This is a genomic window from Mesorhizobium sp. URHB0026 (assembly GCF_054059755.1).
Genome location: NZ_JBSSCN010000002.1, coordinates 198,874 through 225,618, shown reverse-complemented (window position 1 = coordinate 225,618; position 26,745 = coordinate 198,874). Strand labels below are relative to the sequence as shown.

Below are 26,745 nucleotides of genomic sequence, written 5' to 3'. Positions count from 1 at the left end.
ACCATTTATCAGGTTACATATTGACGATGATGGAATCAACGGAATTTGTCCGGACCTATGTCTCGCCGCGCGGCCCTATGCGCATGCTAGGTGGTGCGCCCGCTCTTGACCTTGCTAACACATTACACTGGCGCGACGGGGCAGAGATCGACTGCATACCGAGCTATCAAGATCTGTTGGTTTTTTGCATTCCGGCCCTGTTGTTGTCGGAAAATGAAGGGCGGGTCCTCGAGCGTCGTGCCGTAACTTACCCACGCGTCGCCCGCGATGTGCATCTCGAGGTGCTAAAGCTACGCGCCGCCCTCAAATCGTGGCTCAATGTCTGTGCGAAAAACTTCGGCCATGGGGTCGCCTCGCAAGCCGTTGCGCTGCGCAGCTTTCATAAGGCGATAGGGCAGGCGGGCGGGCCGGCTTGCCTTGGCGACATCTTGAACCTCCAATCCGCGTCGGCAAACGAAAGGCTATACCTGCCGCTGCGCCGGTCAGCAGCGGCCGCTGCCATGCTGGTGCTGTTCCCCTCAGGAAACGACATCCGGCGATGTGAGGCTGACAATTGCGGCGGCTTTTTCATTGACGACAGCCGCTCCAAACCGAGGCGCTGGTGCTCGATGGACAGTTGCGGCAACCGCGCCAAGGCGGCCCGCTACCGCCTGGCACATCGGAAGTAGCGCAGAATGGAAAGGCCGGCCGGCAGTTTTCAAGGCGACGAAGGGCCCCAGTGCGTCCCTTCGCCTCCTCAGCTGCCCTGAAACTCGTCGGAACGGTCGAGTGATATTCAGCGATAACTCGACCCGGCAAATACCCTGCGTGCCCGACGGCTGTACTTTAGTACACGACGGAGCAGGAACTCGGCGGCGGCGTCCCTGCCCCGCCGCAGGTGGCATTTTTTCCTCCAGCGAGGAGGCAGCGAAGAAGGGGCCTGCCAAGAAGGCCACCCCCAGGAAGGCAGCTACGAAGAAGGCATCGAGTGGGAAGGCGAGCGCGGCCAAGAAGACCGGAGCCGCCCCGGCTATGGCAGCCCACTCAAAGAACGCCGGCTCAAAAAGCCAATCTGGTCAGTCCAAATCGGCCGCTAGGAAAAAAGCGGCGGCCCAATAAATTGAAGAATTCCGCTTAGGCGGGGTTCCTACCGGCCGGGACTTTGAGTGGAAAAGACATTCGGAAAAATTGCGAACGCCGTTGCTCGTGGAGCGGGTCGGCCGAGCACATTCATACTTTGTATCGCGGTGATCGCGGTGTGGGGCTGCTCCGGACCTGCCCTCGGCTTTTCTAGACCTGGCAGCTCATCATCAACACCTCGACGACGATCATTACCTTCCTGATGGTCTTCCTGATCCAGAACACACAGTACCGGGATGGGGCAGCGGTACAGGCTAAGCTTGACGAGCTTGTGCGCGTGAGTAACGGGAAGAACAGCTTTATCGGGATAGATTCTTTAACGGCGACCGAAGTTGAAGAGATCAGGGCGACCTGTGAGGCCGCAGTGGCCCGCGTCCACTCACCCGGGCAGGTACGCAGAGGAAGCGAGGCGCAATGAAAAAGAACATCGCCAACGGCAAGTAAGAGAAATGGCATTAAGCCGCTCCTCGCCAATGAAACGAAGCATGGGCAACATGCCCTGCGATCTGTGGTAGCTCCGTATGCCTCACATCCAAAACGGGCGAGCGATCACGCGGCCTAACTCCTCTTCCAAAAATTCTCCATGGAGAGCTAGGTGAACGAGGCCGTCCAGCTCAACGGCACCAGGCCAGTGAGCGCCTCTCATGAGGCAATAAGTCGGATCGGACCTCCGGCCCTGATGTCGCCCACGCCCAGCGTCGTTGGTGTCGGAGAAATACAGGAAATCGACCCATCCATCTGAGATTTTTCCGACGATTTCGCCCGAACAGCCGGTAGCTATGGAGCCCCCAGAAGACGAAACCGTAGAACGCAATCTCGAAAGTATGCGCGGCAAGCGCTCCGAAGATTACGATCAGAAGTCGTCCTCGGCTTGGAACCCGCCGACCTCGGCTGAACGGGCAGAGCTCGCGACCATTTTGAACGCCTCGTAGTGGACCAGAACGCACGCTATCACCAGAATGAGCGAAACGACACTGACTGCGATGACGATGCACCGTTCAAGGAGGCTCGTGTTGATCGCGCGATTTAGTGCCTGTGAGAAGGTCTGGTTTCCGCGGCACAGACTCGAGCGGGTTTGGCGCGTCCGCCTGATGTGGCAGCCATCTGTCACCGTCGCCGCCTTTGACGTCTCGCGCCGAAGCCGCCCCAATCGTGGCCGATGCTGTCTCCGCCATGAAGCCGAACTTGTTGAGCGCCGTAGGTTTCTCACCGCAGGTGCGACATGGGGCGGCGTGTCGGCTAGGGCGGATCCGGATCTGCTCTGGTCATATCTCCCGTTCGGACTAGGCGAACTTCTTCGCACCGGACCGTTCCACTGGGGCTTCAGAGCCCTAGTTGTCCTGATCAGACCTTACCTGGGGCCGCCATGAACGATCTCTCAATCCTCACCCTGGGGATGATCCTGCTCACCGCTTCTTTGGTGGCGATGATCTCCAGACGGCTGCAACTTCCTTACAGCGTCGGGCTTGTTGCGGCAGGTATCGCGCTTGGCTTCATGCCCGGCGTCGTCGAACTTCCCCTCAGTCGGAATCTGATTTTCACGGTCTTTTTGCCGCCGCTGATTTTCCAGGCGGCACTTGCAATCGAATGGCGTCATTTCCGCCTGAATCTGCCGGTCACAGTTCTGCTCGCTTTTCCCGGGGTCGCTATTGCCGCCGCAGTGGTTGCGGCTGGCATGCATTTCCTGCTCGGATGGACTTGGATCGGAGCCGGGCTGTTTGGCGTGCTGATAACGGCGACCGATCCGGTGTCGGTTATCGCGGCCTTCAAGGAGACGAAGATTCAGCCCCGCCTTGCTCTGCTTGTCGAATCGGAAAGTCTCCTCAATGACGGCGCAGCCGCGGTTGGCTTCGGCATCCTGGCGGCAATGGCGGCAGGCGCCGAAGCGACGCCCCTGAGCATTGCTGCGTCGCTGTTCTGGACGGTCGCGGGTGGGATTGCCTCCGGCGCGGCCGTGGCAGCTGTGCTGCTTTTGATTGCCGGCCGGACCGAAGACCATCTTGTTGAAATAACCCTAACGACCATCGCGGCCTATGGTTCGTTTCTGCTTGCTGAGGATCTTGGCATGTCGGGCGTGCTGGCTACTCTCACCGCAGGCTTGATCGTCGGCAACGTCGGATGGAAAGGCGCTATTTCCGCGAATGCCAGAAGTCACGTTCTGGCGTTCTGGGAGTATGCGGCCTTCCTGGCAAATTCGATCGTGTTCATCTTGATCGGCGGCCATGAAGCCCATCAGCCACTTGGGATATTCGCAGGCACCTCAGTGGTCGCCATCACGCTGGTGCTGGTTGGCCGGACATTGGCTATCTATCCTTTCTGTGCCCTACTCGCAGCGACGCCCCTGAAGCTGGATGCCAGCTATCAGCACATTCTGGTCTGGGGCGGGTTGCGCGGTGCCCTCGCTCTGGCCCTGGCGCTTGCACTTCCTGATGACGTCGCCGAGCGCAGTCAAATAATCGTTGTCGCGTTCGCGGTCGTAGCTTTCTCAATCTTTATTCAGGGGTTGAGCATGCCGTGGCTTATCAGACGGATGGGGCTGACCGCCGAAAGGGGAGGTTCGACTAGCAAGTGACCGTAGCAGCCGGTGAAGAAGTGGCGATTATGTCATTGACAAACCTAAACGGAAAATAGGAATTCGACAGGCCAACATTCGAACTTTGCTAAAATCGGCTGTAGCTATCGCCCAGGACAGCGCGAATCCTCTCCTCGTCGCCCGTGACGGTTTCTGGCAATCGAGCGTTTGGAAGTGATCAGCATGCTTTCGCCCCAACGGGAGGAAAGCTATGGCTTCCATACAAGAGCACTATTCGAAGATCACCCGCCACTATGAACGCGATCTCGATTCAGGATCGGCTCCTTGAACACAATCGCCAGTGCGGCTTCCCCATTGAGAAGAACGAAGAATATCTGAACCGCTTACGCGACGGTTTGAATGCCGCGCGACGCATGCTTAAGAGAACTGGGGACGGGTCATCCGTCTGGAATGGAACCCAAAGCCACCCAACTCGTTAAAATGGTAGCGGTCGATTCCTCTGGATGTAGCCGCGCCTAATGAAAAGCCCGCCAAGGTACCGACCCAGGGCGGGCTTTTCAGCGCTACCCATCCGTGCCAGACCCACTAAGCGGTCGGTTCGCTTGGGGCTATCGGATTATGCTGATTAAGCAGTGTAGAGAGGGCCGTGATGATCTGGGGCATCGCGAACGGCTTGGTGATCATAATGCTTTCCGGAACACCCTCTACGCCCCAGTGAACCGCGCTATCCCCGCTGATGTACACCACAGGAAAGGTGGGACTGGTGCCTCTCAGGTGCTTGGCTAGTTCCCATCCGCTTTTTCCCCGACCTAGTCGAATGTCAGTAACCAGGCTGCTGAACTTCCCGGCTTCTCGCTAAACGCCTCAATGGCCGCTTCAGCATTGCGAGCTGCCACAACTCGAAACCCAGCCTCTCCCAAGCCCGTTTCGATATCGAGCAAGATCAATGGCTCGTCTTCAACGACCAGAACCGAACTGTTTTCCATGCTGGACCCATACAGCCGGCGCCACGACGCGCAACCCGCACTTTAGTGCAAACTAATGTATCGAGCATTAACTCACTTGTTTAAGCTCTTCTGCCGAGCAGCTGCTCGCTGGGCTGCATGTGAGAGGCTGCCGGGCGCAACTATCGAGGTCGCGGGCGCTGCTTCTCCACCCTAGCCGGGATTGGCAATAAGGATGTGACAGGAAATTCCGGAAGGTAGCGGGTCAATTTGGGCGCTACCAAATTCTACAGGCAGCACGTCCAGGATCAGTCTCAAGCCGAACCCTTGGTCAAGCTTTGTAGGAACAGGAGGTCCGCCGCTTTCGCGCCAATGGAGCTCGATCCCTCTGGCCGTGGTCTCCCATTCGATACTGACAGTTCCTTCCGCGTTCGAAAGTGCGCCGAACTTGGCGGCATTGGTGCACAGCTCATTGAAGACGAGCGCTAGCGGCACATTCATACGCGCTGGCAGTTTAATGTCCTTGCCGTGAAGTTCAAATCTGTTCGGGGACAAGAAGGGTCTCGCAACGCCGACGATCAGGTCAGTTAGGCTAAAGGGTTGTCCCTGCTGCGCAACAGCCAGATCAGTCGCCTTGGCCAACGCAGCGAGCCTGCCCAGAAAGCCGTTCAGCGCGGCTGGGTTGGCAGCACTTCGTCCAAACGACTGGGTTGCAAGCGCCTGGATCACGCTGAGCGAGTTCTTCACACGATGATGGACCTCGCGCAGCAGCAAGTGCTTCTGCTCGTCACCGCGCTTGCGCTCGTCAATGTCCATCAACACGCCGATGATGCGCTTCGGCTCGCCAGACGGAAAATTTTGAACCTCGGCCCGGAGCAGTCTCCAACGCAATGAGCCATCGGGAAATCGGCAACGGAATTCTGCCTCAAAGTACGGATCAGCAAGGTCGGCCGCTCTGCTGCGGATTTCCGTGATCCTCTCAAGGTCACCTGGACCCAACAACGTGCGAAGTTCGCCAACGGTCGGACAGGAATCCTCCGCCAGGCCGAACATACGGTTGAGCTCGGGGGTGACCATCAAGCGGTCCGCTGGCACATCCAGTTCCCACACCGCCATTCTGGCGGCATCTATGGCCAGTCGCTGTCTGAGTTCGGCCTCACGCAGCGCGTTTTCAGCCTGCTTGCGAGCGGTTATATCCTCGATGGTGCCGAGGAAGCGCACCGCTTTCACGGTGTCGCCGCTCCGCTGAAACACCACCTCGCCGTAGGCCAGAGCCCAACGGATCTCGCCGGTGTCGGCGCGCACGAGCCGATATTCGTATGGCTCGTTGTTCCTGATCTCAGGGTCCAGCGCCATGCGGGCCTGCTCGCTGGTGACCGGCAAATCAGCTGGGTGGGTGACGGCGCGAACTTTCTCGATGGTGATCGACTCGTCCGGAGAAAACCCACAAATCGCCCGGGCCCGGGGCGAGTAGCTCATCTCGTTGGTTTCGAGGTTCCAGTCCCAAATGCCTAGGGGAGCGGCGCGGAGCGCCAGCCTCAGCTTCAGATTATCATCCCTGAACTTATCAAGCGGTCGACGCACGGTTCCCCCAAGACAGCCCAAGTTTACACGACGTTGGTCTCAGCTACGAAACTCATGCTGACGGGCCCGCTGATCCCTGGCGTCCCGACAGGGCGGAATGCAACGAGTTGGCCAGTTTCTCCTTGGAGTAGGGTTTGTCGATGATCGGAGCTCCTCTTGCGAAGTCAGCGGCGCCCTGACCGTAGCCCGTCGTGCACACCATCGGGATGCGCCGTTCTCTCAGGGCGTCTGCGACGCGATGGCTCAACTCCCCGCGAATGTTGAGGTCCAGCACGGCCGCGTCGATATTGTGGGCCGAAATCAGGTCCAAAGCGGCGTCGATCGACGTGGCCGGACCAATGACCTCTACCCCAAGGTCGGTGAGAAAATCGTTTGCCATCATGGCAATCAGGGATTCATCCTCAACCAGGAGGACGCGTCTGCCCAACAGTGTCGTCATTGTGCGAGTATCCCCTCTTGCAGCGGAGCATCAATCTTACAAACAAGCCCTTGGGGCTGAAACTCCATTGCGACTTCTGCCTCCAAATCTGCCGCCAGGCCTCCGACAATCAGCCGCGTGCCAAATCCCCGCTGCGATGGAGCCGACACTGCGGGGCCGCCCAATTCGCTCCAAATTAGCTTCAGCCGGGGCTTGGGATTTTCGGTGCGAGCCCACTCGACCGAAACCTTGCCGGCATGGTTGGAAAGGGCACCATACTTGACTGCGTTGGTCAGCAGCTCATGAAGCGCGAGTGCGACGGAAAGGGCCTGGTTCGGCTGCAAACGAATCGCTGGCCCGCTCGTTGTGACCCGGTTGGTAAACGTGCCTCGGATCTGGAGACTGTCGGAAACCAGTTGGTCCAATGATGCATGCTCCCAACTGGTCTGGGTCAGGATGTTGTGCGCGGCGGAGAGAGCCATGAGGCGACCCTCAAAGGCGGCATGAGCCTCGGTGGCCGGAGTTCCCCTGAAGGTCTGATGGGCGATTCCCTGGACCACCGCCAGCGTGTTCTTCACACGATGGTTGAGTTCAGCCATCAGCAGGTCTCGCTGGGTCTCTGACCGTTTTCGCTCGCTGATGTCGACGATCGAGGCGAGTGTCATCAAGCCTTCGCTTGTCTGGATTGGGCTGATTCCAATCTCAACCGGCACTTGGCTTCCGTCCTTGCGCCGGGCATACAGGTCTCTGCCCGCACCCATCGGTCGCGCCAGGGGGCGACTCCCATACTTGCCGCGGAACAGGGGATGCGAACTACGAAACTGCTCGGGTACCAGCATTTCGATGCCCCGGCCAATCATCTCCTCCCTCTCATAACCAAATACGGCTTCGGCGTGCAGGTTGACGAGGATGATGCGGCCGTTCCCGTCTGTCATGACCATGCCGCTGGGGGCCGCCTCCACGGCCGAGCGAAATCGCTCCTCGCTGTGGCGTAGCGCTGCTTCCGCTCGCTCGCTTTCCGTTATGTCGACATTGACCCCGATCAGTCCGCGAAATTGGCCTTTTGTGGAAAAATGGGGGCGGGCGACGGTGAGCAGGACGCGGTATTCGCCCTTGTGGTTCTTGTAGCGACCCTGGACCGTGACACTCGACTGTGTCGTCAGCGCGTCCATCATCCGGGCTCCGATATCGGCAGCGTCGTCCGGATGGATGGTCGGGTGCCAACTGAAGGTCGGGATCTCCTCGCTCGTGACACCCCAGAACTCGCGCAGCATGCTGTTCAAATTGGTGCACTTGCCGGATGCGTCACACGTCCAGATCATGACCGGCGCATGTTCGGACATCAGGCGGAACTGTTGTTCGGATGCTCGCAACTCGTCTTCGGCAAGTTTGCGGGCCTCTTCCGCCCTGGTCCGCTCGAGATAGAATCCGATCTGCCGGGCGATCGTCATCGCAAGATCAAGCTCGTGGCCGGCAAAGGAATGCTTCTGCTCGTAGTAGGTCATGAACTTGCCCACCACTTCGCCTTGCGCAATCAATGGAATGAACGCCAAACCAACGATGCCTTCGCTGGCGATCCTGTCCTTGACGCTGGTCGGTTCAGAGGTCTCTGCGATGTCCGTTACAAGGATCGGCTCCGCATTGCGTTCGCCCGCTTTCCAAGGCGAATGTCCCGCCAGCGCGTGTCGGTAGGAATCGGATAGTCCCCGCCAAGCCACGAAGCGCATCACCCCTGCGTCGTCGAAAAGCAACATTGACGCCCTTCGACACCCGAGCCCATCGCGGATGGCATCCAGGCCAGCCTCGAAAGCTTCGTGATTGGATTTCGCCCGATACAGGCGGTCTGTCAGCACGTAAAGCGCGCTGAGTTCATCCACCCGTTCCGTGAGTTTCTCGCCCCCCGGTATCTGCATCGCCTCCCCTCCTTGGCGAACAAATTAGCACGACGGCATATAACGAAGACGCCGCGTCTTGGTTCCAGTTCGCAAATAAGTGGCCGCTTGGCCCATCCAACGCAATAGTCCGCACAGGCTTACGGTCAGATCATAAGGTAAGCATTGCATTACCGGGGCGGACCGTTGTCCGGCCAGTCCGGAGGGGCTAGATGACCTGCATTGCGAGCAACCGCTACCAAGGCCGCCTGCATTCATCTCATATCTCGTCTGACGCTAGGCTCGCATCGTGGTGCGCGTTCATCCGGGATCAGGTCAACTCATAATAAAAGTCGCAGATCAAATCCGCGACCGTCACAGCTTCAAAATCCGTCATCTTGGCGGGCGTCTCAATAGCGACCGTTTCCATGTTGTCGTGGTCCTCGGCAAGAAGATCCAAGGATCTTGGCGAACTTGATCTTGAGCTCTAGGTAAGCCCTATGACCGTCGCTGGTTGGCTCCTCGCGATTCGCGAGGCGAAAGATCGTCCATGAAGCCCATCGCGTATTCGCCGTCACGCCCGTCGACCAGCCACGACATGACAAGCTTGGTGGCGTCATCGATGCCGTCATGTCTATGTGTCGCCAGCGCCTTCCGGGGCAGCTTTGGCTACCCCGACGTTCATTTGCTTGGCGTAGGTAAACGACCAGATTTCATCGACCTGAATGCGCTTACCGGTCAGGTTGGAAAGCTCTTCGTCCTGAAAGGCGGCGCACACCGCACCAGCGTCCGAAAGCAGCTTGGCGACTGTGTTCTTGCTATGCCTATCACGCGTGTTTGGCGCCGCGTGAGCATTGCTTGATCTCAGCCCGGATATGGCTTGTTGGGGCAGGGATCCTGTCGGAGGTATGCCGCCTGCAACGTTGCCGATCGCAACCGGCCCATTAAAACATTGGGGATGGTCGGCGGCTCCCGGAGACTATTCGTGGAGGCTAATATAAGGTGGCGATCCATGTCTTACGAAATTCGCTTGGTCATATCGGTCCGGTTGCGATCCAGCCAGGTTGCGTTCGTTGACGGCGTAGATTGTCAGCCATCTTTGATCTGCGCACAGCTGATCCGATAGGCCGCTGGGCCGATCTCGAGGATAGTCACCTTTTCGCGGTGCATTGAACCAGAGCCTTCCGGGGCCGGCCGTCTCTCGTTTTACGAGTTCACGACCCAGCTTGCCACTCACCACGAGATTGCGTCGTTTCGCGCCGATGAAGATGGTCGCCCGATCACGGAGCCGGTTCAGTCGATTATGGCGAAGCACAATGGCGCCGCGGGGCGCCGTGTGGGCTCGAATGGTTAAGCGGAGTCCAACTTCGCTCGGACCAGGTTCGCTTGCCAATGCAATTCGTCGTCGCAGCGCAATCTTGTTTGTGGGAGCGGGGGTTTCGATCAGCGTCGGACTTCCCTCTTGGGAGAAGCTCATAGAGCGAATGGCAAAGGAGCTCGGCGTCAATGATGAATTTTCCATGCAGCGCGATCGTTTTCAGACCTTGGCCGAATACTATCGAATCAAGCATGGCAGCATTGGGCCGCTTCGCAGTTGGATGGACAGAAATTGGTCTGTCCCCAAGGACCGACTACGTCTAAGTGGCCAATGCACGCGATGTAGCGCAGGCCCGCCAGGGCATTACCCAATCGTTAAGTTTCAAGGGCGACTTCGACGAGGATAATTCTCTCGTCCTTACCGAAACGGACTACCTCGATCGCCTCTCGTTCAATTCTCCCCTGGACGTGCGTTTTCGCTCGGATGCACTTGGCAGCACGATCCTCTTCATCGGCTATAGCCTTTCCGACCCCAACATACGGTTGTTGTTGCACCGTCTTTGGCAGACGTGGCATCGCTCCGGCTATGAGAAAGATCGCCCCCCCCTCGTTCATCTTCATGACCAGCCGCAACCCCGTGGAGGAAGCCGTTCTTGAGCGGTGGGGCATTTCGGTGATCATCGGCGAAGTCGACGACCCGCAAGCCGCTTTGGTGGACTTCCTCGGCCGGCTGGCGGAGATAGTGGGAGAAGCCGGGATGAGCGATGATCGATGATGGAACGGTCGCGGGTCGGCAACCGGCTGGAACAATCGCGGTAAGGGGCAGTTAGGCGGGCTCCCGAGGAGCGCCCGCATGGCAGAAAACACCGTCCGAAATTTCAACATCAATTTCGGCCCCCAACACCCTGCCGCACACGGCGTGCTTCGCTTGGTTCTTGAACTGGATGGAGAGGTCGTCGAACGGGTGGACCCTCACGTCGGGCTGCTGCATCGCGGCACGGAAAAACTGATCGAAACCAAAACCTACCTTCAGGCCCTGCCTTACTTCGACCGCCTCGACTACGTGGCACCGATGAGTCAGGAGCACGCCTGGTGCCTCGCGATCGAAAAACTGACGGGCTTGGCCGTACCGCGGCGCGGGCAGTTGATCAGGGTTCTCTACAGTGAAATCTCGCGGATCATGTCTCATCTGCTGAATGTGACAACTCAGGCCATGGACGTGGGCGCGCTGACGCCTCCCTTGTGGGGCTTTGTTGAACGTGAGAAGCTGATGGTCTTCTACGAGCGGGCAAGTGGCTCCCGGATGCATGCCGCGTATTTCCGGCCAGGCGGCGTGCACCAGGACCTTCCGCCAGACTTGACCGCGGACATCGGAAACTGGATCGACCCGTTTCTCAAGACAGTGGACGACCTTGACAGGTTGCTGACCGACAACCGGATATTCAAGCTGCGTAATGTCGACATCGGACGAATCTCGCAGGATGAAGCCTGGGCCTGGGGCTTTTCCGGCGTGATGGTGCGTGGCTCAGGTGCTGCATGGGATTTGCGCAAGTCACAGCCATACGAGTGCTATGCGGAGATGGACTTCGACATCCCGGTCGGCAAGAATGGCGATTGTTACGACCGCTATCTGTTACGGATGGAGGAGATGCGCCAGTCGGCCAAGATCATGCGCCAATGCGTCGACCTGCTGAAAAGGGAGGGAACTGGACCTGTTTCCAATCCCGACGGCAAGGTAGTTCCTCCCAAACGTGCGGCAATGAAGCGGTCCATGGAAGCGTTGATCCACCACTTCAAACTGTACACCGAGGGTTTTCGGGTGCCAGCCGGCGAGGTTTACGCCGCGGTGGAAGCACCGAAAGGAGAATTTGGCGTCTACCTGGTATCGGATGGCACGAACAAGCCCTACCGATGCAAGCTGCGGCCTCCGAGCTTCGCCCACCTCCAAGCCATGGACCACCTTTGCCGCGGCCATATGCTGGCCGATGTCACCGCAGTCCTTGGATCACTGGACATCGTCCTGGGGGACGTGGATCGGTAGCTGGCCCGTGGCAGCAGCGCGCACTGTCCTCGTGGGCAGCCTGCCGGCTGCCTCGATCAGCGTTCAGATGCCCTTATGACCGGCAGAATTCGAAACCTGCCGAGGAACTTGATGGTATTGAGGTCCTGTGTGCGCAACGAGCATTGGGGGCAATATGGCTATTCGATGCGGGAGACCACGAGCAACAAACGGCGGCACGGTGGCTGGCGCCGGCGCGGGTGTACGCAGGCAGAGCGACAGGCGCCGCCAACAAAGTTGCACGCGATAGCGACCCAGCTGATCTGGACGCCAATCAAACACGTTCCAAGTGGCTGCTTTACACCGGCCTTGGAGCGTGCCCTCGGTAATGGCCCGACCGTTGGAGGGTTCCGACATTTCGGTGCTACTGCTCCGGTACTGCGGAGGTTTGTGGCTGGTTGCGTGCCGCCTCGGCGATTTCCGGAATGAACTTCGTCGCGGTGCAGCTTCGGTTTACATTGGCGCGGGCGGTAAATACCTCTTGCCCGCAGACCCGCGAAGCGAGCGCGATCGGCACATGCACCGCCAGAGGTATCTCGGCCTCAGCCATTCCCAGATGCCTTGCAACCTGTTGCTTCACCTCCGGCCGGCCGAGCGAGACGTCAACGCCGACATCATCCTTGGCGGTCGGCGACGATCCTTGCGCCGGTAGTCGATCCTGCTTGGCTGTTTGCGATGAGTAGCCGGATTGATGCGCCGGCTGACTTGTCTGCGCAGAGGCCTGGGCGCCCAAAGTCAGCGAGGCCCCCAGCCCTCCAAAAAAAGCCCGGAGCCCCAAAGACACAATCCGAAGTCCGAATGCGCTCACTGCCATGTTCCTACCGTGAGTTCAAACCTAATGCCGCCCCCGGTTAGAGTTCCGTGCTGCTTCGGCCCCGTTCGAAGACCGGTAAGTCCTCTTCGTCCTCATCATTGTCACTGGTTGGCATGTCCTCGGCGTAGCTGCGGGTTAGTTCTTCGGTCTCGCTCAGCCCGTCTATCGTCTCATTGGCGCCGGCTCCTTCGTCGTGACTACCGGTAATTTCGCTGCGGGGCGTCGCGCCGATCGGCTGGTCGACATCGTCGGCTCCGATAAAGTCTGGATCAGCGCCGTGCCTGTCCTCATGGCCAGCAGGGCTGTCCAATACCGCGGCATCCTCGGGGCGGATGGCTTGATAATTGGCGAAGTCGCTTCGTTTCGTGTGCGGGGTCTCTGTTTTACTTGGCATGTCAGGTACTCCTGTTCGCTTGCCAACGTCCGAGAACGCTGGACGTTGCACGCCGGACAACCCGGACCAAGGTATCTTTGCGGCATTTGAAAACCAGGTGCCTTGCAGCCTGCCGAGGAGGAGGCGTCAGGGGTTGGCGGCAGGCTATACACCGGGAGAGGGCTGTACCGGCCCGCAGGCAGGCGAGACTCACTCAGTGATAAGCGCTTTCACAAAATGCATGTTGTTCTCCTTCAATAATGCACGCGACTGGGCGCCGAACTCGGCCGAGATAACGTTGTTCCCCGCCCTCGTCCTGGTCGAACGCGACCATCAGCCCATGCCGGACCGCAAATCGCCGCGACCAGCTCGTCGAGTTCGCCGTCGGTATGCTCGCAAATGGGTGCCAGGTCCCTGATCACCATGACCGCATCCCGGGTCGGCACTACCGAGGACGGCCTCCGGGAATGCACGAAGGCCTCCGCGACCTCCGCGACGGATGATGCTCGGTCGAAGCCACCTTACCTGCACCTGTGCCGACCCTAGGCCCAAGCTCGGTCCGTGCAAATTGTTCCCATCGGCTTCTGTCGGTCGAGGAGGAAGCTGTCGTTGTGGCGCAACATCGGGAGCGAAGGAGGTCGACCCGTCCCTTCAGGCTGCCCCGGAACAATTGTAAGTCGCTCGTGTTTGGCAACTAAGTCAGTGAGGCATGTAAATGGTCGGCCATGCCGAGCGCAAGGGCATTCGACAAAGCTTTGCTGGAGACGGTGCAACGGCCATCGAGGCGTTCGGCTCAAACGCGGAGCGCCCGACGCGGCGAGCAAGCCGAGGGGAGATTCCGGTGATCGATCACTGCATTCGTTCTTTTGTCAGCGAGGCGGCGACCCTGCACGCCCCATTTCGCGTCGCTGGACATCTCGCATGAAAGTTCTTGTCACAGGATCGAACGGTCTTATCGGTACAGCCGTCTGCGCGCGCCTGATCACCGCAGGGCACAAGCTCGTCCGGGTATCACGGCGCACACAAGCCGGGCTGGGTGAGGCCGAAGCGATTGCCATTGATATGGCGAAGGCGCTCGCCCCTGAAGAGTGGAGTGAGGCTCTTCAAGGCGTCGATGCGGTGGTGAATTGTGCCGGCGTTCTGCAAGACAGCGCCAGCGAGCACACCACGGACGTTCATGCGTCAGGCGCGGAAGTATTGTTTATTGCCTGCCGGCAAACCGGAGTCCGCCGAGTCATTCACTTTTCAGCCATCGGTGTCGACCGCGAGCAGCCCTCGGCGTTCTCCGCCAGCAAACGCGCCGGCGAGGAGGCGCTGATGCAGCTCGACCTGGACTGGGTCGTGCTGAGACCTTCCGTTGTGCTCGGCCGCCCTGTTTTTGGAGCGAGTGCACTGTTTCGTGGACTTGCGGCGCTGCCAGTGCTCCCATCGATGCCGGATACCGGGCTGCTTCAGGTGGTCCAGCTTGAGGACGTGGTGGAAACGGTGGCCCTTCTGCTTGGTGCCGACGCGCCGTCCCGGGCCTGTCTCGACCTTGCTGGTCCTGACGCGTTCACCATGGAGGAGGTAGTCGCGCAGTATCGCAGATGGCTTGGATGGGAGAAGGCCCGCGTCCTGGCTCTCCCAAGATGGGCGGCGCGTCCGCTCTATCGGGTAGGAGATGCCGTCAGTGTGCTGGGATGGCGCCCGCCCATGCGTACCAACGCCGCCCTTGAGATCAGCCGGGGCGCCACCGGTGATCCGCGACAGTGGAAGGTAACCACCGGGATCGAGCCGCAATCTCTGCCTGCCGCACTCGCCGCCAATCCGGCCACGGTGCAGGACAGGTGGTTTGCTCGGCTGTTCTTCCTCAAGCCCGCCGTCTTCACTATACTGCCGTTCTTCTGGATCGTGACCGGCATCATATCGTTGACAACGGGGTGGCAGAGCGGTGTCCAACTGATAATCAATACCGCAGTGGGTGCGCTTGCGGCGCCTTTGGTCGTGGCCGGGGCGCTGGCCGATCTGGCCATCGGCGTTCTCATCGCGCTTCGCAGGACGGCACGCCTTGGTCTGTGGGCAGCGACTAGCATATGCCTTTTCTATGCATTGGCCGGCACGCTACTGCGCCCCGACCTGTGGAACGAGCCGCTCGGCCCCCTGATGAAGATCCTGCCGATCTTTCTTCTACACCTCGTGGCGTTGGCAATCCTGGAGGAGCGCTGATGCTCTACTTCGCCCTCAAATATCTGCATGTCGTCGGCGCGGCGGTGCTGTTGGGTACGGGTGCTGGGATCGCCTTCTTCATGCTGCTTGCGCATCGGACCGGAAACCCGGCCACCGTGGCAGCCGTCGCGCGGATCGTCGTGATTGCCGATTTCCTTTTCACCGCAACCGCGGTTGTTGCGCAACCGATCACCGGTGTCGCGCTTGCTTGGCAGGCAGGGTATTCGCTCTGGGAGGGCTGGATCGTGCTATCGATCCTTCTCTACATCCTGACCGGTCTCTTTTGGCTTCCCGTCGTCTGGATGCAGATGGAAATGCGAAATCTCGCATCGTCGGCGATGATAGCCGGCCAGCCGCTTCCGCGCCGTTACCACCGGCTTTTCCAGCTCTGGTTCCTCTTCGGCTTCCCGGCCTTCAGCGCTGTCGCGGCGATTTTTTGGCTGATGATCACCCGCCCTGCTATAGAACTTGTCGGATCCCAGTGAGGGCGAGGGCCTGGGCGACGACCATCCCGGATTGTGCGAACCGGCTTCTGGCGCGTGGCTGGCGCGACACAGCCTTCTGAAATCGTCGCGGCGTGGGCGAAGTCTAGCCGGCGGAACAATCATCTTGTTCCGCTGGAACGACAGGGGCGGTCGGCGTGTTCGTCGCTGTCGCCGGGAAGTGACATCGCGCACTGCCATATGACCGCATGATGTCAGCTTGCCAACCCCCGGTCCGCATTCCCGGGGGAAGGCGCGGTGCACAGGATGTCTCAGGTGCCGCAGAAGGTCTGCAGGACCCGCTCGTCCGGCCGGGGCGGCTCGGCGTAGCGCTCCATGCTGGGTTGCTCATCGAAGGGCCGGCTGACGACCCCCAGAATCTCCTCGAAAGGTGCAAAGTCGCCGCCGAGCGCCGCCTGGATCATCGCCTCGATGCGATGGTTGCGAGGGATGAATTTGGGATTGGCGGCATGCATCGCTGCCCGGCGCATGGCCGTGTCGGCTGCTTCGCTTGCGATACGCTCGCCCCACCGCGCCGACCAGACATCGAATGCGCCTGGATCCTGAAACAACTGCCGTGCCGTGCCTTGGCCGTCAGCAGCGTCGAGGTCATTGCCAAGGCGCCGGAAGCCGAGCGTAAAGTCCACTTCGCCGCGAGCCAGCACATCCAGAAAATCGGCCGCGAGCTGCAAGTCGCCTTCCGCCTCGGTCAGCAACCCGAGCTTTCTGCGGAAACCGCGCTGCAAAACAGTCTCATAGCAGGACTGAAACGACCTCAGCACATCTTCTGCTTCAGAAACTGCCTCATTCTCGTCCGTGTTCATGAGGGGCAGCAGCGTCTCGGCAAAGCGCGCAAGGTTCCATGTGGCGACACGGGGCTGGTTGGCGTAGGCATAACGACCGCCGCGGTCGATCGAACTGAACACCGCGCTGGGGTCATAGGCGTCCATGAAGGCGCATGGGCCATAGTCGATCGTCTCGCCCGACACCGCCATGTTGTCGGTGTTCATGACGCCATGGATGAAGCCGACCAGCATCCAGCGCGCCACCAGATCAGCCTGTGCGACGACAACGGCCTCGAGCAAAGCGCGGTACGGCCGTGCTTGCCCCGCCAACTGCGGGAAGTGACGCTGAATTGCATAGTCAGCGAGGATCTTGACCGCTTCGGTATCGTTGCGCGCGGCGAAATACTGGAAGGTTCCAATCCGAATGTGGCTTGCCGCCACTCGTGTCAGAACGGCGCCGGGCAACCGGACCTCGCGATAGACCGGGTCGCCGGTGAGCACCGCCGCCAGGCTCCGCGTCGTCGGAATGCCCAGCGCGGCCATTGCTTCGCTGACGACATATTCGCGCAGGACAGGGCCAAGGGCTGCGCGGCCGTCACCGTTGCGCGAGAACCGCGTCGGTCCCGATCCCTTCAACTGGATGTCGCGCCGAATGCCATTGACGTCCACCACTTCGCCAAGCAGCAGAGCGCGTCCGTCGCCGAGTTGGGGCACGAAATTTCCGAACTGGTGGCCAGCATAGGCCAGGGCGACTGGTTGCAAGCCTTCCGGAAATCTATTGCCGGCAAGCATCGCCACTCCGTCCGGGCTGGTAAGCTGATCGGGATCGAGTCCGAGTTCCTCGGCGAGTGGCCGGTTGAACCGGATCAGCCGGGGTTCGGACACCGGCTTCGGATCTGTTTGCGCGAAGAACCGCTCCGGCAACTGCGCATAGCTGTTGCGCAGGGCGGGAAGCTGCATCGGGATGGCTCGGGATTGTTCAGCGGTCTCGGGTGACGTCATGCAAACTGTCTCTGAAGCGCAGGGGATGGGAGGCTCGCGTGATCGAGCCTCCAACCGATATAGGGATGCAAAGTCGGTGGTGCCATCCAGATCAATCAGCCCGGCCCCGATAAACTGGGAACCACCCGCCTCCGCCGAGGTTCGGGCGGGCTACCAGCTCGACAGGCAAGTGGTTGATTGTCGTGCCGGGCAGCCGACTCTGGAGACCAATGGAGAGCAGTCATGGCCGGGTCGATGAAGACCAGCCCCGCCCGACCGAAGCCTGAAGCTTGGGCCGCGCATGGCCATTGTCACCGGGTCCGACTCGGGCATTCCTTTCGCGCGCGCCGATGGGGTCGACTGGGATGTGAGAGCAGTTTATTCAGCCGCGTCGAGGGTGATACCTTCAGCCTGCAGTCTCCACATGCGAGCGAACAAACTGCCGTGAGCTCTCAGCTCCGCAGCGCTGCCGTCTTCGACCACGCGGCCGCCATCCATCACCAAAATACGATCGAAGCTGGAAAGGGTCGAGAGGCGATGCGCGACCGCGATCACGGTGCGATCTCGAAACATCTTGACCAGCGAAGACTGGATCACCAATTCCGACTCGGTATCCAGGGCAGATGTTGCTTCGTCCAAGACAATCACGGGAGCAGCCTTGAGGAACGCGCGGGCAATGCCGATTCTCTGACGCTGGCCGCCGGAAAGCTTCACGCCGCGCTCGCCAACGAGCGTGTCGTACCCCTTAGGTAACCTCGTAATAAAGGCTTCGCAGTGAGCAGCCCGCGCAGCGGCGTAAACTTCTTCCTCGCTGGCCTCAGGACGTGCGAACCGAATGTTCTCCATGACTGTCCGGTGAAACAGCAGGATCTCCTGCGGCACGACGGCCAGCGCTTCGCGCAGGCTGTCCTGTGTGACCGAGGCTATCGGCTGACCGTCAATCAGGATCTGGCCCCCCTGAACGTCGTAGAGCCGCTGCAGGAGATGGACAAAAGTCGATTTGCCCGCTCCGGACGGACCAACGATTCCGACCTTCTGGCCCGGGGGAATGGACAGGTTGAGATTGTGGATCGCGTCGACTTGAGTGCCGTAAGTGAATGACACCTTGCGGAACTCGATGGCCCCGCCACCCGGACGGATGGCCGGCGCATGAGGCAGGTCTACCACGGTCTGCGGCTGGCCGATGATGCGCAGCGTGTCTTCGATGAAGCCGAAATGCTGAACCATGTCCACGAGCGATAGCGCCATGTCGCGAGACCCGTGAAGGATGCGGAACGTCAAAGCGCTGACCAGGACGACGTCTCCGGGCGTGATTTCGCCCCGGCTCCATTGCCGGACGGCCCAGGCGAGCATGCCGCCGGCCATCACCCAAAGCGCGATGTCGTGGATGAGGCGCGCCTTTTCCGTATACATCCAGCTGTCGCGCTGTGCATCGGCTTCGGTTCGGAAGCTCGCGGCCAGCCTGGCGTGCTCGCGTGATCGGGCCGAGAATGCCTTCACCGACCACATGTTGGTGATGACATCGATCAGGCTGCCGCCGACCTCGTTGGCATAGGATGCATAAGTGCGGTGCAGGTGCCTTCCCCGTTCCCCGAACGCAAGCAGCCCGCCCATGATGACGACGACAGCGGAAGCCAGGGCCACGGCCATGCGCCAGTCGACGACCGTAAACACGATGACGGTGCCGATAAAGTCGACGGCCGGCGGCGCAATCCGCCAGATGACAATGTTAGTCAGGGCGCCGAAATTGCCCGCCGTCGCGGTAACCCGCTGGCCAAGCGAGCCGGCGAGGTTCTCAGCAAAGTACTTCATCGGCTGGCCGTTCAGGAAATCGAACAGGTCGAGCCGCATCTGAACGCCGATCGCGAGCGTCGCCTTGCAGCCGAGCCAGCCGCAGAGACGCCAAAGGATGCTCTCCACCGCGATGAGGCTGATGAAAATGGCGAGAGCCGTCTGCGCGGCAGAGCTGTCGCGAGGGCCGGCCATGGCGTCGACCAGCACCTTCATCACGTACTGGATGGCGACGGCGCAGGACGCGGCGGAGATCACCAGCACGGTCAGGAGGATGAACTGTGGCAGCTGCCTGTGGACATAGTGCCTTATGAACGCGGCCGACCCCTCCAGAAACGGAGGCAGCGGATTACCTGCTTGAGGCTTCAGATACCGCATAAGTCCCTCCGGCATATGTCCGTGACGTGAGTTCACGCTGAAGCGTCAGCAGTTTCCGGCTCTGCTCGGCCAATTCGTCCGCCATGCGCTGGCACACCGGGCGCCTGCCATGCTCTCCCATGGGACCGAGCAGGCCGACATCGCACATCCGACCATTCTCCCATCCGGGGTAGTCGATGATGGGGTAAAGGCAAATTCCCTCTAACTGGACGCCCCACTGCATGGCCTCGACGACTTCGGCGACGACGTAGTGAAACCAGGAGGGCCTTGCCGTGCGCTCGGCGCCGGTTTCGGAAATGAAGACGGGCCGATTGTAGCGTTGTGCAACTTCCACAAGCATGTCGGCCAGCGGCTTATAGGCATGATCGCCAAAGGGAATTGTCGGGCCGTGCAGGAGCCATTGATTGTCGGGATAGAAATTCACGCCGACGATATCGAGGTATTCGGGCCGGCCGCCCAACTCCGGTTCCTGAATCCCGGCAAGCATGTCGAGCGCTTCGAACTGATAGAGCCTGTAACGCTCCGCCTCGAGCTGATGCTCGACATCATGGGCATAGCCGACAACGTTGATCAGCGGTTCCGCGGTGATGAAGCGGGCCCGGGAATCAACGCGCCGGATCGCGTCCATGGCGGCAATGGCGGCTCGTACCAGGATGCGCTTCAATTCGCCTCCAAGGCCGCTCGCGCACGGGTTGATTCGGCCGGTGTCGCCACCCGCCCATGACCAGTACGAAATTTCGTTCACCGGGCAGAAGTAGGGTACCGAACCGATCTCATCGTGAATGACCCTGGCGACGGCTTCCGCGAACCGGGCGAAACGCTCCACGAATTCCGGTGAAAAGATGTCGATATGGTCGGGCCATCCGTAATGGCAGAGATCCCAGACAACCTGAGTGCCGGTGGCGTCGGCGGCGCGCAGCATCGGAAGAAAGCTCGACCAGTCGTAATTGCCGGGCTCTCTCTCGATAAGGTGCCAGCGCAGACCGTCACGGACGGTGCGGATACCACGACGCTGAAGTTCTAGGTAGTCCGTTTCCGATGCCTCGTCGTGGCAGGTGGCGCGAAGCAGGTCGAGGCGGACGCCATCTGCGCGACGATGGCTCGAGCACTCGAAGCCACCAAGGAAAAAGCTGTTAAACGCGGTCGGTTCTCTCATCTCGGCCTCTTGGATTTCTTTGTCGCTTCTCAGCTGCCCAAGGCAGCGGAGGTCTTGTTCCAGCGGACATCACACTCACGCAGGAAGCGGCCCAGGGCGCTTGCCAGGGAAGGCATGAGTTGACCCCGTTCGCTGGCCAGCGCGGCGGGCGCGAGGTCCCCGGCGCCGCCATGATCCCGCAACACCAGTCGCGGATCGAGGCCGAGCGAATCGGCAACCTCTCTTGCCCATTCGTACCAGCTGACCGCGCCGTCATTGGCGAGGTGCCATAGTCCCGTCTCGCCATCGATCAAGAGGTCGAGGGCGGGCGTGGGCCAGGTCCGGAACGTAGGTGGGGGAGCAGACTGCGTCCGCCGGCAAGCGGAGCGCGCGGTCCACAGCGATTTTATCCAAGATCTGGGAAAGGGCGTCGCCGGTGTTCCATGGTCCGAACACGGCGCTGGTGCGGATTACCAGCGCACCGGGATGATGCTTCATCACCATCTCTTCGACTGTGGCGTTGAGGTTCCGGATCCCCGATACCGGGGTGACGGGGCAGCTCTCCACCAAACCGCCCGACAGGGTTTTGGCGACCAGCGCATCCGACGTCACCGTCATCAACGCCACCCCGGCCGCGGCACAGACGGTCGCCAGCACCGCTCCATCCGCTGGACCTTCGCCAGTCGCGTGCTGCCCGTCGAGGCGGCCGTCGGCGGGTTGCGCGCTCGCCAGGCGGATGAATGCCCATGGCCGATGCTTGAGCAGCACGCGACGCACGGAATGCGGCTCCGTAATGTTGAGGTCATTCGCGTCAAGAGCAATGAATTCCAGGCCCCGGTGTGCAGCGACGCGGCAGAAGGCACCACCCAGTGCAGCGTCCTTGCACAGGATGAGCACTTTGCGGGCGTTGCCCTCGGCACCGAGTTCGGCCGTTGTTTCCGGAGGCGGCCGGAAGAACCGCGTGTCCCGGCGCCACCAGCCGGGACTGTCGAGAACCGGATGCCTCGGGCGCGCGCCGGAGGCCATCTGCCGCACTGCGCGTCCCAGGGCGGTCAAGCGCGGCGATGGGCTGCGGACGTCGAAGGCTCCCGCTTCATAGGCCCCTTCCTCGCGCATCAGCAGGCTGTTCCAGTCGACGCATCCGAACAGCGCCCAGGCTGTGACGGCGGCGATGTTCTTGCCTTCGCCGGCGAGGCGGTTTGCGGCGCTCCAGACCTCGTTCAGCCAGCGAAGCTGTTCATCGCGACTGCAGCCGTGGTGAACCTCGGTAACGGCGACTGGCCGGTCGTATCGTGCACAGACCTCGCGCAAGCGCGGCTCAGGCCCCAATGATCCAAGCGGAAGATGCATCCTCACTGCGTCGAGATCGGCATAATGATGCCGGTCATTGCCGCCGACCAGGGCTCCGGCGGGTAGCTTGGAGCGGCGGTGGTCAAGGAAACGCTCGCTGGTCGGATAGTGGTTCACCCCGACAATATCGGGAGGGCAGGGCTCGTCGACGAAGGCCTGGAGCTCCTGCTCGGCAATCCCATGATCGATAAGCCGGGAGAACCAGGGGTGGCTACGATCCACGCGGCCGAACAGCAGGTCGAACGTCAGCCAGCGGCGTTCATTCTCATAGTCCGCCTGGTAACCAAGCAATGGCGTGCTGAACGTCTTGCCGAGATCCTCGGTCTGGACAAGGGCCGCATGCGGCGTCACCTCGCGGATCGCCCGCATCGCAAGCGCCACGCCGCGGCACTGATTGATCAGCGCCCGCGCGAAATCCGGCAGTCGGCGGCGGTGGGGATACCAATGTCCGTAAAGAGCGCTGAAACGGGCGGTTGTCAGCGGCTCGTTCACCGGCGTGAAGCGGCGGATCTCGGGGTAGCGTTCGGCGACGCGCCGGGCATGCCGCGCCAGTAGCTCGGGAAAGGCTGGATCGAGCAAGTTTGTGTAGCGGGGGCCGCTGCCATGGTGAAGCAGTCCGGCGATGACGTCGATGCCGAGCTCTTTCAGCCGCGGCATGCGCTCGTCGTGCCAGGAGAAGTCGGCCGTTTCGATGTCGTCGGGCGAGATTGATTCCCAGAGCAGCGGGTAGCGGAGCGTTCTTATGCCCAGATCTCGGATACGGTCCAGGTCGGCCAGCCTGCCGGTATGGCCTGTCTCGGCAGTTTCGTCACGCCATCGGTTCCTCAGCCGAATGATGCTGCATTCGAATCCTCCCCAGATTTCAGGCGTCGCTAGCACGGTTCCGGTCTGCATGGTGCGGGCCGTCATTGCGTTGCTTGCAGAATGCCGTTCATCTTGGACACCGCCGTCTCAAGAGGAGCGCGGTTGGCGCCGGGGACCGAGGCTTCTATTCTACGGAATGTTGCCAAGGCCTGGCCGACCACCTGGTCCATGTTGTAATAGCGGTAGGTCGCCAGTCTGCCGACGAACCAGACGTCCTCCGTCGTCCGCGCCAGCGCCTCATACTTCCTGTAGCGATCCGCATTCTCGGCGGTCGGCACGGGATAGTACGGATCACCTTGCGCCGTCGGGTATTCGTACGTCAAGCTGGTGCAGGGGTGCTGCTGGCCCGTGAGGTGCTTGTATTCGGTCACGCGGGTGTAGTCGTGCTCCATCGGGTAGTTCACAACGGCAACCGGCTGATGCCATTCCTGTTCCAGCGTCTTGTGCTCGAAGCGCAGAGAGCGATAGGGAAGCCGGCCGTAACAGTAGCCGAAATACTCGTCGACCGGCCCCGTGAAGATCAGCCGCTTGTAGCCGAACTCTTCGCGCATCTGCGAATAATCGGTCTTGAGCATGACCTGGATGTTCGGGTGGTCGAGCATGCGCTCGAACATGCGGGTGTAGCCCGCGGCGGGCATATACTGAAGCTTGTCTGTGAAATAGCGGTCGTCGCGATTGGTCCGGGTCGGGACGCGCGCCGTGACGGATTTGTCAAGTTCGGACGGGTCCACTCCCCATTGCTTGCGGGTGTAGCCCCGGAAGAACTTCTCGTAGAGTTCACGCCCGACACGGCTCACCACCACGTCTTCGGACGTGAGGATATCCTCGACCGGCTCGGCGCGCGCGGCGAACCAGTCTTCGAGCTGCTCCGACGTAAGATCCAGTCCGTACAGCGTGTTGATCGTGTGGAGATTGATCGGCACAGGCACCAGCGTCTTGTCGACTTCGGCCAGGACCCTGTGTTCATACGGACGCCATTCCGTGAATTGCGACAAATGATCGAAGACCTGCTCGGAATTGGTGTGGAAGATGTGGGGTCCATATTTGTGGATCAGCAGGCCTGCCTCATTGTAGCAGTCATACGCGTTCCCGCCGACATGCGGCCGCCGGTCGACAACAAGGACCCGGTCTCCACGCTGGGAGGCGAGCCGCTCGGCGAGCACGCTCCCGGCAAAGCCGGCGCCGACAACCAGCCAATCAAACATAGCTGCTCTCCGACGCATTTATCGCGTGCTGACTAGATGTGTGCCCCCCTCGCGTTTCGGCTATCAGCGACAGCATTCCTTCCCAGGTGGATATCCAGGACATGCCGGCCAGGTGTCGATCCACCTTTCGCAGCCAGTCGTCCTTCGGGCGAGCCAGCAAATGTTCGGCCCGTGCTATGAACTTCTCCGCGTCATCCGCGATTTCGACCAGGCCAAGCTGTCCGTAGGGCCGCACCACATCCCGGATCGAGGTGGATATCACCGGCACGCCTGCGGCAAGAAATTCCGGGGTTTTGGTCGGGCTGATGAATTTCGTCGCCTCATTCTTGGCGAACGGCATTATTCCGACGTCCCATCCGGCCAGGTAGCTGGGGAGCTGCTTGTAGTCCCTGCCCCCCAGCCAATGAATATTCGGCCGGCGTGGAAGGCCTGCCGCGTCGATCTTGACCACCGGTCCGATCATCACGAACTGCCAGTCCGGCCGCAAGGCCGCCATGCGGTCCACCAGGCCCAGATCCATTCGCTCGTCAATGACACCAAAGAAACCAAGCCTGGGGCGGGCAATCTCTTCCTGGTCGAGAGACGACGCACCGGGAAGCCGGGCCTTGCCGAAGTGGGCCTTGTCGATGCTGCTTGGGAATGGGTGGATGTTGCGATGACGATGCTGCTTGGCTTCATAAAGGCTCTGGCCGCCGGTGAAGACGACATCGGCGCGCCTGAAAAGTTCGCGCTCCAGCGCCATCATCCGGGGCGGCGCCCCACGGAAGCTCGAAAGCTCGTCCATGTTGTCGTAGACGCAAAGCTCAGCGGAAATGTGCCGGCTGAAAGGCAGGGCCATGGGCGTATAGTACCAGAGCAGTGCCGGCGTCGCTTCGAGGCTTTCCACCAGGCCGTCGACCAGCTTGCGTTGCGCACGCGTGATCTGGGGTCCGTTGAAATATCTCGGGATGTACGGCACCACGACCACCACCCCCTCCGCGGTCGTGTAGCTTTTATGATAGGCAGTGGTTTCTTCCGTTAGTATAGGTTCTTCGAAAAAAAATACATTGTAGAGTTGGGTTGCCTGTTCCAGAATGTGCTGAGGCCTCTGGAAAACGAAATCCCACCTCAGGTGTGAGAAACACAACAATATTTTTCGGGTTTGCGGCTCATTATCCTCTTTATGCCGAAGATTTATATACATTTTGATCCTTGTAAGTCTCTTGGGAGGCGTTCAGATCGAGCCTAACCTCACCGTCGCGCGGATGTTCCGGCACGATCCATAAAATGACGCTGGGAGTGATGTTGGATTATGGTTTGCCGTCGGTACACCGCAAGTTGGCAGCTCTGGCTGCTGAGGTGCCGAGGTGATAGAGCTTCAATAGGCCGGGCCGGTTGCCTCCGGTCAGCCGTTCGCATCAACAAACACGCTCAAGGTGCCTTGCAGGCTGCCGAGGAGGAGGCGTCAGAGGTTGGCGGCAGGCTATACACCGGGAGAGGGCTGTTCCGGTCCGCAGGCAGGCGACACTCACTCAGCCCTGAGAACCGCTCTTGCTCAGTTGCTGGGCATGTTTGAGATGCTGCCGGATGACCGGCGCGGTCTTTTTAGCATGGGCTGCCAGATGTTTTGCCCGACCGTTTTTCGCGTAGGAGGTCATCAGCGCCAGGGCCCCCTGATGCGCTGCCACCTGGCCTCGACATAGGCGTTATCGAACGACTCGCCGCTGACCTTGCTCAGCGCTTCCAACTGGGCAGCATGTTTGCTTGTCATCTCCGGTTCAACAGGGAGGTCGTCCTTCTTTGCGGCCGACAAGAGCCGCTTGGAAGAAGTCGTGTGGTCCTTAATCATCATGCGAGCGAATTCCTTCACTCGTGATGTCTGCGATTTGCGCAGCGCCAATTCACTCGAGCGGATTTCAAACATGTCTGAACTCGCAGCTGCTTTGACAAATTCCTGCGGGGACCTCTTCGCGGTTTGAGCCATTGCTGCCGGGCTGATGAGACTGATCGCAATCGCGGCGATAAGCGCTTTCACAAAATGCATGTTGTTCTCCTTCAATAATGCACTCAGCGGGCGCCGAACTCCGCCGAGATCACCTTGTTCCCCTTGAATGACAAAAAGCGAGGCAGCAGGTGGAAGGAGAAAGTTCACTGGGCGGATACGTCGACGGCATAGGCGGACCAGGCCGGCGGTCGATCCATTTGAGATTCAGGTCGGCGGCTTGAATGGCCCGCATCATCGCCGCCGGTTCCATGCCGGCCCGAAAGACGAGGATGGGATTGGCCGCGCCGTTGAAGAGCGGTCCGGCCCCCGCTGACAATCCTGCAAGCAGGACGATGCTGGTCAGCGCCGCCGAAGCACCGCGTGCCGGTCCGCCGCGGTTCGGCAGCACCAGCACCAACGCCAAGGGCGCGATGCCGAAGATGATCAGTCACGCAATATCCCATGCGAGCGGTATGTCGCTGTTCATCTTGATCCGGTGCAGGCCCAGCAGCCAATGGAACACAGCGGAATCCACACATGCCAGACGCCGGACCCGACCCAGACGCCGAACCCG

The 26,745-nt window shown here is 60.4% G+C and carries 20 protein-coding genes and 4 pseudogenes; 8 read left to right on the top strand and 16 right to left on the bottom strand.

From position 1 onward, the window contains the following. Positions 1-26 precede the first annotated feature (26 nt). From ACVWWD_RS29690 to ACVWWD_RS29680, 3 genes and pseudogenes are all read left to right on the top strand, one after another. Positions 27-668 carry a CGNR zinc finger domain-containing protein gene (locus ACVWWD_RS29690; protein ID WP_084569646.1) on the top strand — a complete coding sequence of 214 codons (642 nt, stop codon included), beginning with the start codon at positions 27-29 and terminating at the stop codon, positions 666-668. A gap of 477 nt (positions 669-1,145) precedes the next feature. Continuing rightward, positions 1,146-1,537, top strand: a pseudogene (locus ACVWWD_RS29685) (low affinity iron permease family protein). A 948-nt stretch (positions 1,538-2,485) separates the two neighbouring features. After that, positions 2,486-3,691, top strand: coding sequence for a cation:proton antiporter (locus tag ACVWWD_RS29680; protein WP_457103679.1), 1,206 nt, complete (start codon positions 2,486-2,488; stop codon positions 3,689-3,691). 770 nt (positions 3,692-4,461) lie between these two features. Here the strand turns inward: ACVWWD_RS29680 and ACVWWD_RS29675 are convergent. The 5 genes and pseudogenes from ACVWWD_RS29675 to ACVWWD_RS29655 form a co-directional block, all read right to left on the bottom strand. Further along, positions 4,462-4,638 (bottom strand): response regulator, encoded by a 177-nt coding sequence (locus ACVWWD_RS29675; RefSeq protein ID WP_023774693.1) that lies wholly within the window; start codon positions 4,636-4,638, stop codon positions 4,462-4,464. 171 nt (positions 4,639-4,809) lie between these two features. Further along, on the bottom strand, positions 4,810-6,180 hold the full coding sequence (locus tag ACVWWD_RS29670; RefSeq protein ID WP_198019250.1) for a sensor histidine kinase: 1,371 nt from the start codon (positions 6,178-6,180) through the stop codon (positions 4,810-4,812). A 52-nt stretch (positions 6,181-6,232) separates the two neighbouring features. Then, on the bottom strand, positions 6,233-6,619 hold the full coding sequence (locus tag ACVWWD_RS29665; protein WP_023774691.1) for a response regulator: 387 nt from the start codon (positions 6,617-6,619) through the stop codon (positions 6,233-6,235). Continuing rightward, positions 6,616-8,511, bottom strand: coding sequence for a PAS domain S-box protein (locus ACVWWD_RS29660; protein WP_457103678.1), 1,896 nt, complete (start codon positions 8,509-8,511; stop codon positions 6,616-6,618). Before ACVWWD_RS29660 ends, ACVWWD_RS29665 begins: the two co-directional genes overlap by 4 nt. Positions 8,512-8,954: 443 nt before the next feature. Next, positions 8,955-9,324 (bottom strand): annotated as a pseudogene (locus tag ACVWWD_RS29655) (IS1 family transposase); the annotation flags it as partial. A gap of 491 nt (positions 9,325-9,815) precedes the next feature. Between ACVWWD_RS29655 and ACVWWD_RS29650 the strand changes: the two are divergent. Both ACVWWD_RS29650 and ACVWWD_RS29645 read left to right on the top strand, forming a co-directional pair. After that, positions 9,816-10,561: pseudogene (locus ACVWWD_RS29650) on the top strand (SIR2 family protein). 78 nt (positions 10,562-10,639) lie between these two features. After that, entirely contained in the window at positions 10,640-11,827 is a 1,188-nt protein-coding gene (locus ACVWWD_RS29645; RefSeq protein WP_352662540.1) for an NADH-quinone oxidoreductase subunit D, read from the top strand. A 382-nt stretch (positions 11,828-12,209) separates the two neighbouring features. Here the strand turns inward: ACVWWD_RS29645 and ACVWWD_RS29640 are convergent, their stop codons facing one another. Both ACVWWD_RS29640 and ACVWWD_RS29635 read right to left on the bottom strand, forming a co-directional pair. Beyond that, on the bottom strand, positions 12,210-12,653 hold the full coding sequence (locus tag ACVWWD_RS29640) for a hypothetical protein (protein WP_031248436.1): 444 nt from the start codon (positions 12,651-12,653) through the stop codon (positions 12,210-12,212). A gap of 43 nt (positions 12,654-12,696) precedes the next feature. Further along, positions 12,697-13,053: a hypothetical protein gene (locus ACVWWD_RS29635; protein WP_023784500.1), complete on the bottom strand. Its 357-nt coding sequence runs from the start codon at positions 13,051-13,053 to the stop codon at positions 12,697-12,699. A gap of 694 nt (positions 13,054-13,747) precedes the next feature. Here ACVWWD_RS29635 and ACVWWD_RS29630 point away from each other — a divergent pair. From ACVWWD_RS29630 to ACVWWD_RS29620, 3 genes are read left to right on the top strand one after another with little or no spacing between them, the layout of a single operon-like run. Then, entirely contained in the window at positions 13,748-13,957 is a 210-nt protein-coding gene (locus tag ACVWWD_RS29630) for a hypothetical protein (protein WP_156939446.1), read from the top strand. Then, entirely contained in the window at positions 13,954-15,237 is a 1,284-nt protein-coding gene (locus ACVWWD_RS29625; RefSeq protein ID WP_352596578.1) for an SDR family oxidoreductase, read from the top strand. Before ACVWWD_RS29630 ends, ACVWWD_RS29625 begins: the two co-directional genes overlap by 4 nt. Further along, on the top strand, positions 15,237-15,722 hold the full coding sequence (locus ACVWWD_RS29620) for a DUF2269 family protein (protein WP_023774680.1): 486 nt from the start codon (positions 15,237-15,239) through the stop codon (positions 15,720-15,722). The genes ACVWWD_RS29625 and ACVWWD_RS29620 overlap by 1 nt, the downstream gene beginning before the upstream one ends. 269 nt (positions 15,723-15,991) lie before the next feature. Here the strand turns inward: ACVWWD_RS29620 and ACVWWD_RS29615 are convergent, their stop codons facing one another. From ACVWWD_RS29615 to ACVWWD_RS29575, 9 genes and pseudogenes are all read right to left on the bottom strand, one after another. Beyond that, complete coding sequence (locus ACVWWD_RS29615; protein ID WP_023774679.1) at positions 15,992-17,464, bottom strand: protein adenylyltransferase SelO; 1,473 nt, start codon at positions 17,462-17,464, stop codon at positions 15,992-15,994. Positions 17,465-17,863: 399 nt separating this feature from the next. Further along, positions 17,864-19,654, bottom strand: a complete 1,791-nt coding sequence (locus ACVWWD_RS29610) for an ABC transporter ATP-binding protein (protein WP_023774678.1) — start codon at positions 19,652-19,654, stop codon at positions 17,864-17,866. Next, on the bottom strand, positions 19,626-20,810 hold the full coding sequence (locus ACVWWD_RS29605; protein ID WP_352732583.1) for a glycoside hydrolase family 1 protein: 1,185 nt from the start codon (positions 20,808-20,810) through the stop codon (positions 19,626-19,628). Before ACVWWD_RS29605 ends, ACVWWD_RS29610 begins: the two co-directional genes overlap by 29 nt. Before the next feature lie 29 nt (positions 20,811-20,839). Further along, positions 20,840-21,103: a hypothetical protein gene (locus ACVWWD_RS29600; protein ID WP_457103677.1), complete on the bottom strand. Its 264-nt coding sequence runs from the start codon at positions 21,101-21,103 to the stop codon at positions 20,840-20,842. Then, on the bottom strand, positions 21,063-23,048 hold the full coding sequence (locus ACVWWD_RS29595; RefSeq protein ID WP_457103676.1) for a sugar nucleotide-binding protein: 1,986 nt from the start codon (positions 23,046-23,048) through the stop codon (positions 21,063-21,065). The genes ACVWWD_RS29600 and ACVWWD_RS29595 overlap by 41 nt, the downstream gene beginning before the upstream one ends. Next, positions 23,045-24,208, bottom strand: a complete 1,164-nt coding sequence (glf, locus tag ACVWWD_RS29590; protein ID WP_023774675.1) for a UDP-galactopyranose mutase — start codon at positions 24,206-24,208, stop codon at positions 23,045-23,047. The genes ACVWWD_RS29595 and glf overlap by 4 nt, the downstream gene beginning before the upstream one ends. Continuing rightward, positions 24,201-25,391, bottom strand: coding sequence for a glycosyltransferase family 1 protein (locus tag ACVWWD_RS29585; RefSeq protein ID WP_352565447.1), 1,191 nt, complete (start codon positions 25,389-25,391; stop codon positions 24,201-24,203). The genes glf and ACVWWD_RS29585 overlap by 8 nt, the downstream gene beginning before the upstream one ends. 328 nt (positions 25,392-25,719) lie before the next feature. Then, positions 25,720-26,111 (bottom strand): annotated as a pseudogene (locus tag ACVWWD_RS29580) (DUF4142 domain-containing protein). A gap of 169 nt (positions 26,112-26,280) precedes the next feature. Next, complete coding sequence (locus tag ACVWWD_RS29575; RefSeq protein ID WP_023774672.1) at positions 26,281-26,595, bottom strand: hypothetical protein; 315 nt, start codon at positions 26,593-26,595, stop codon at positions 26,281-26,283. Positions 26,596-26,745 lie beyond the last annotated feature (150 nt).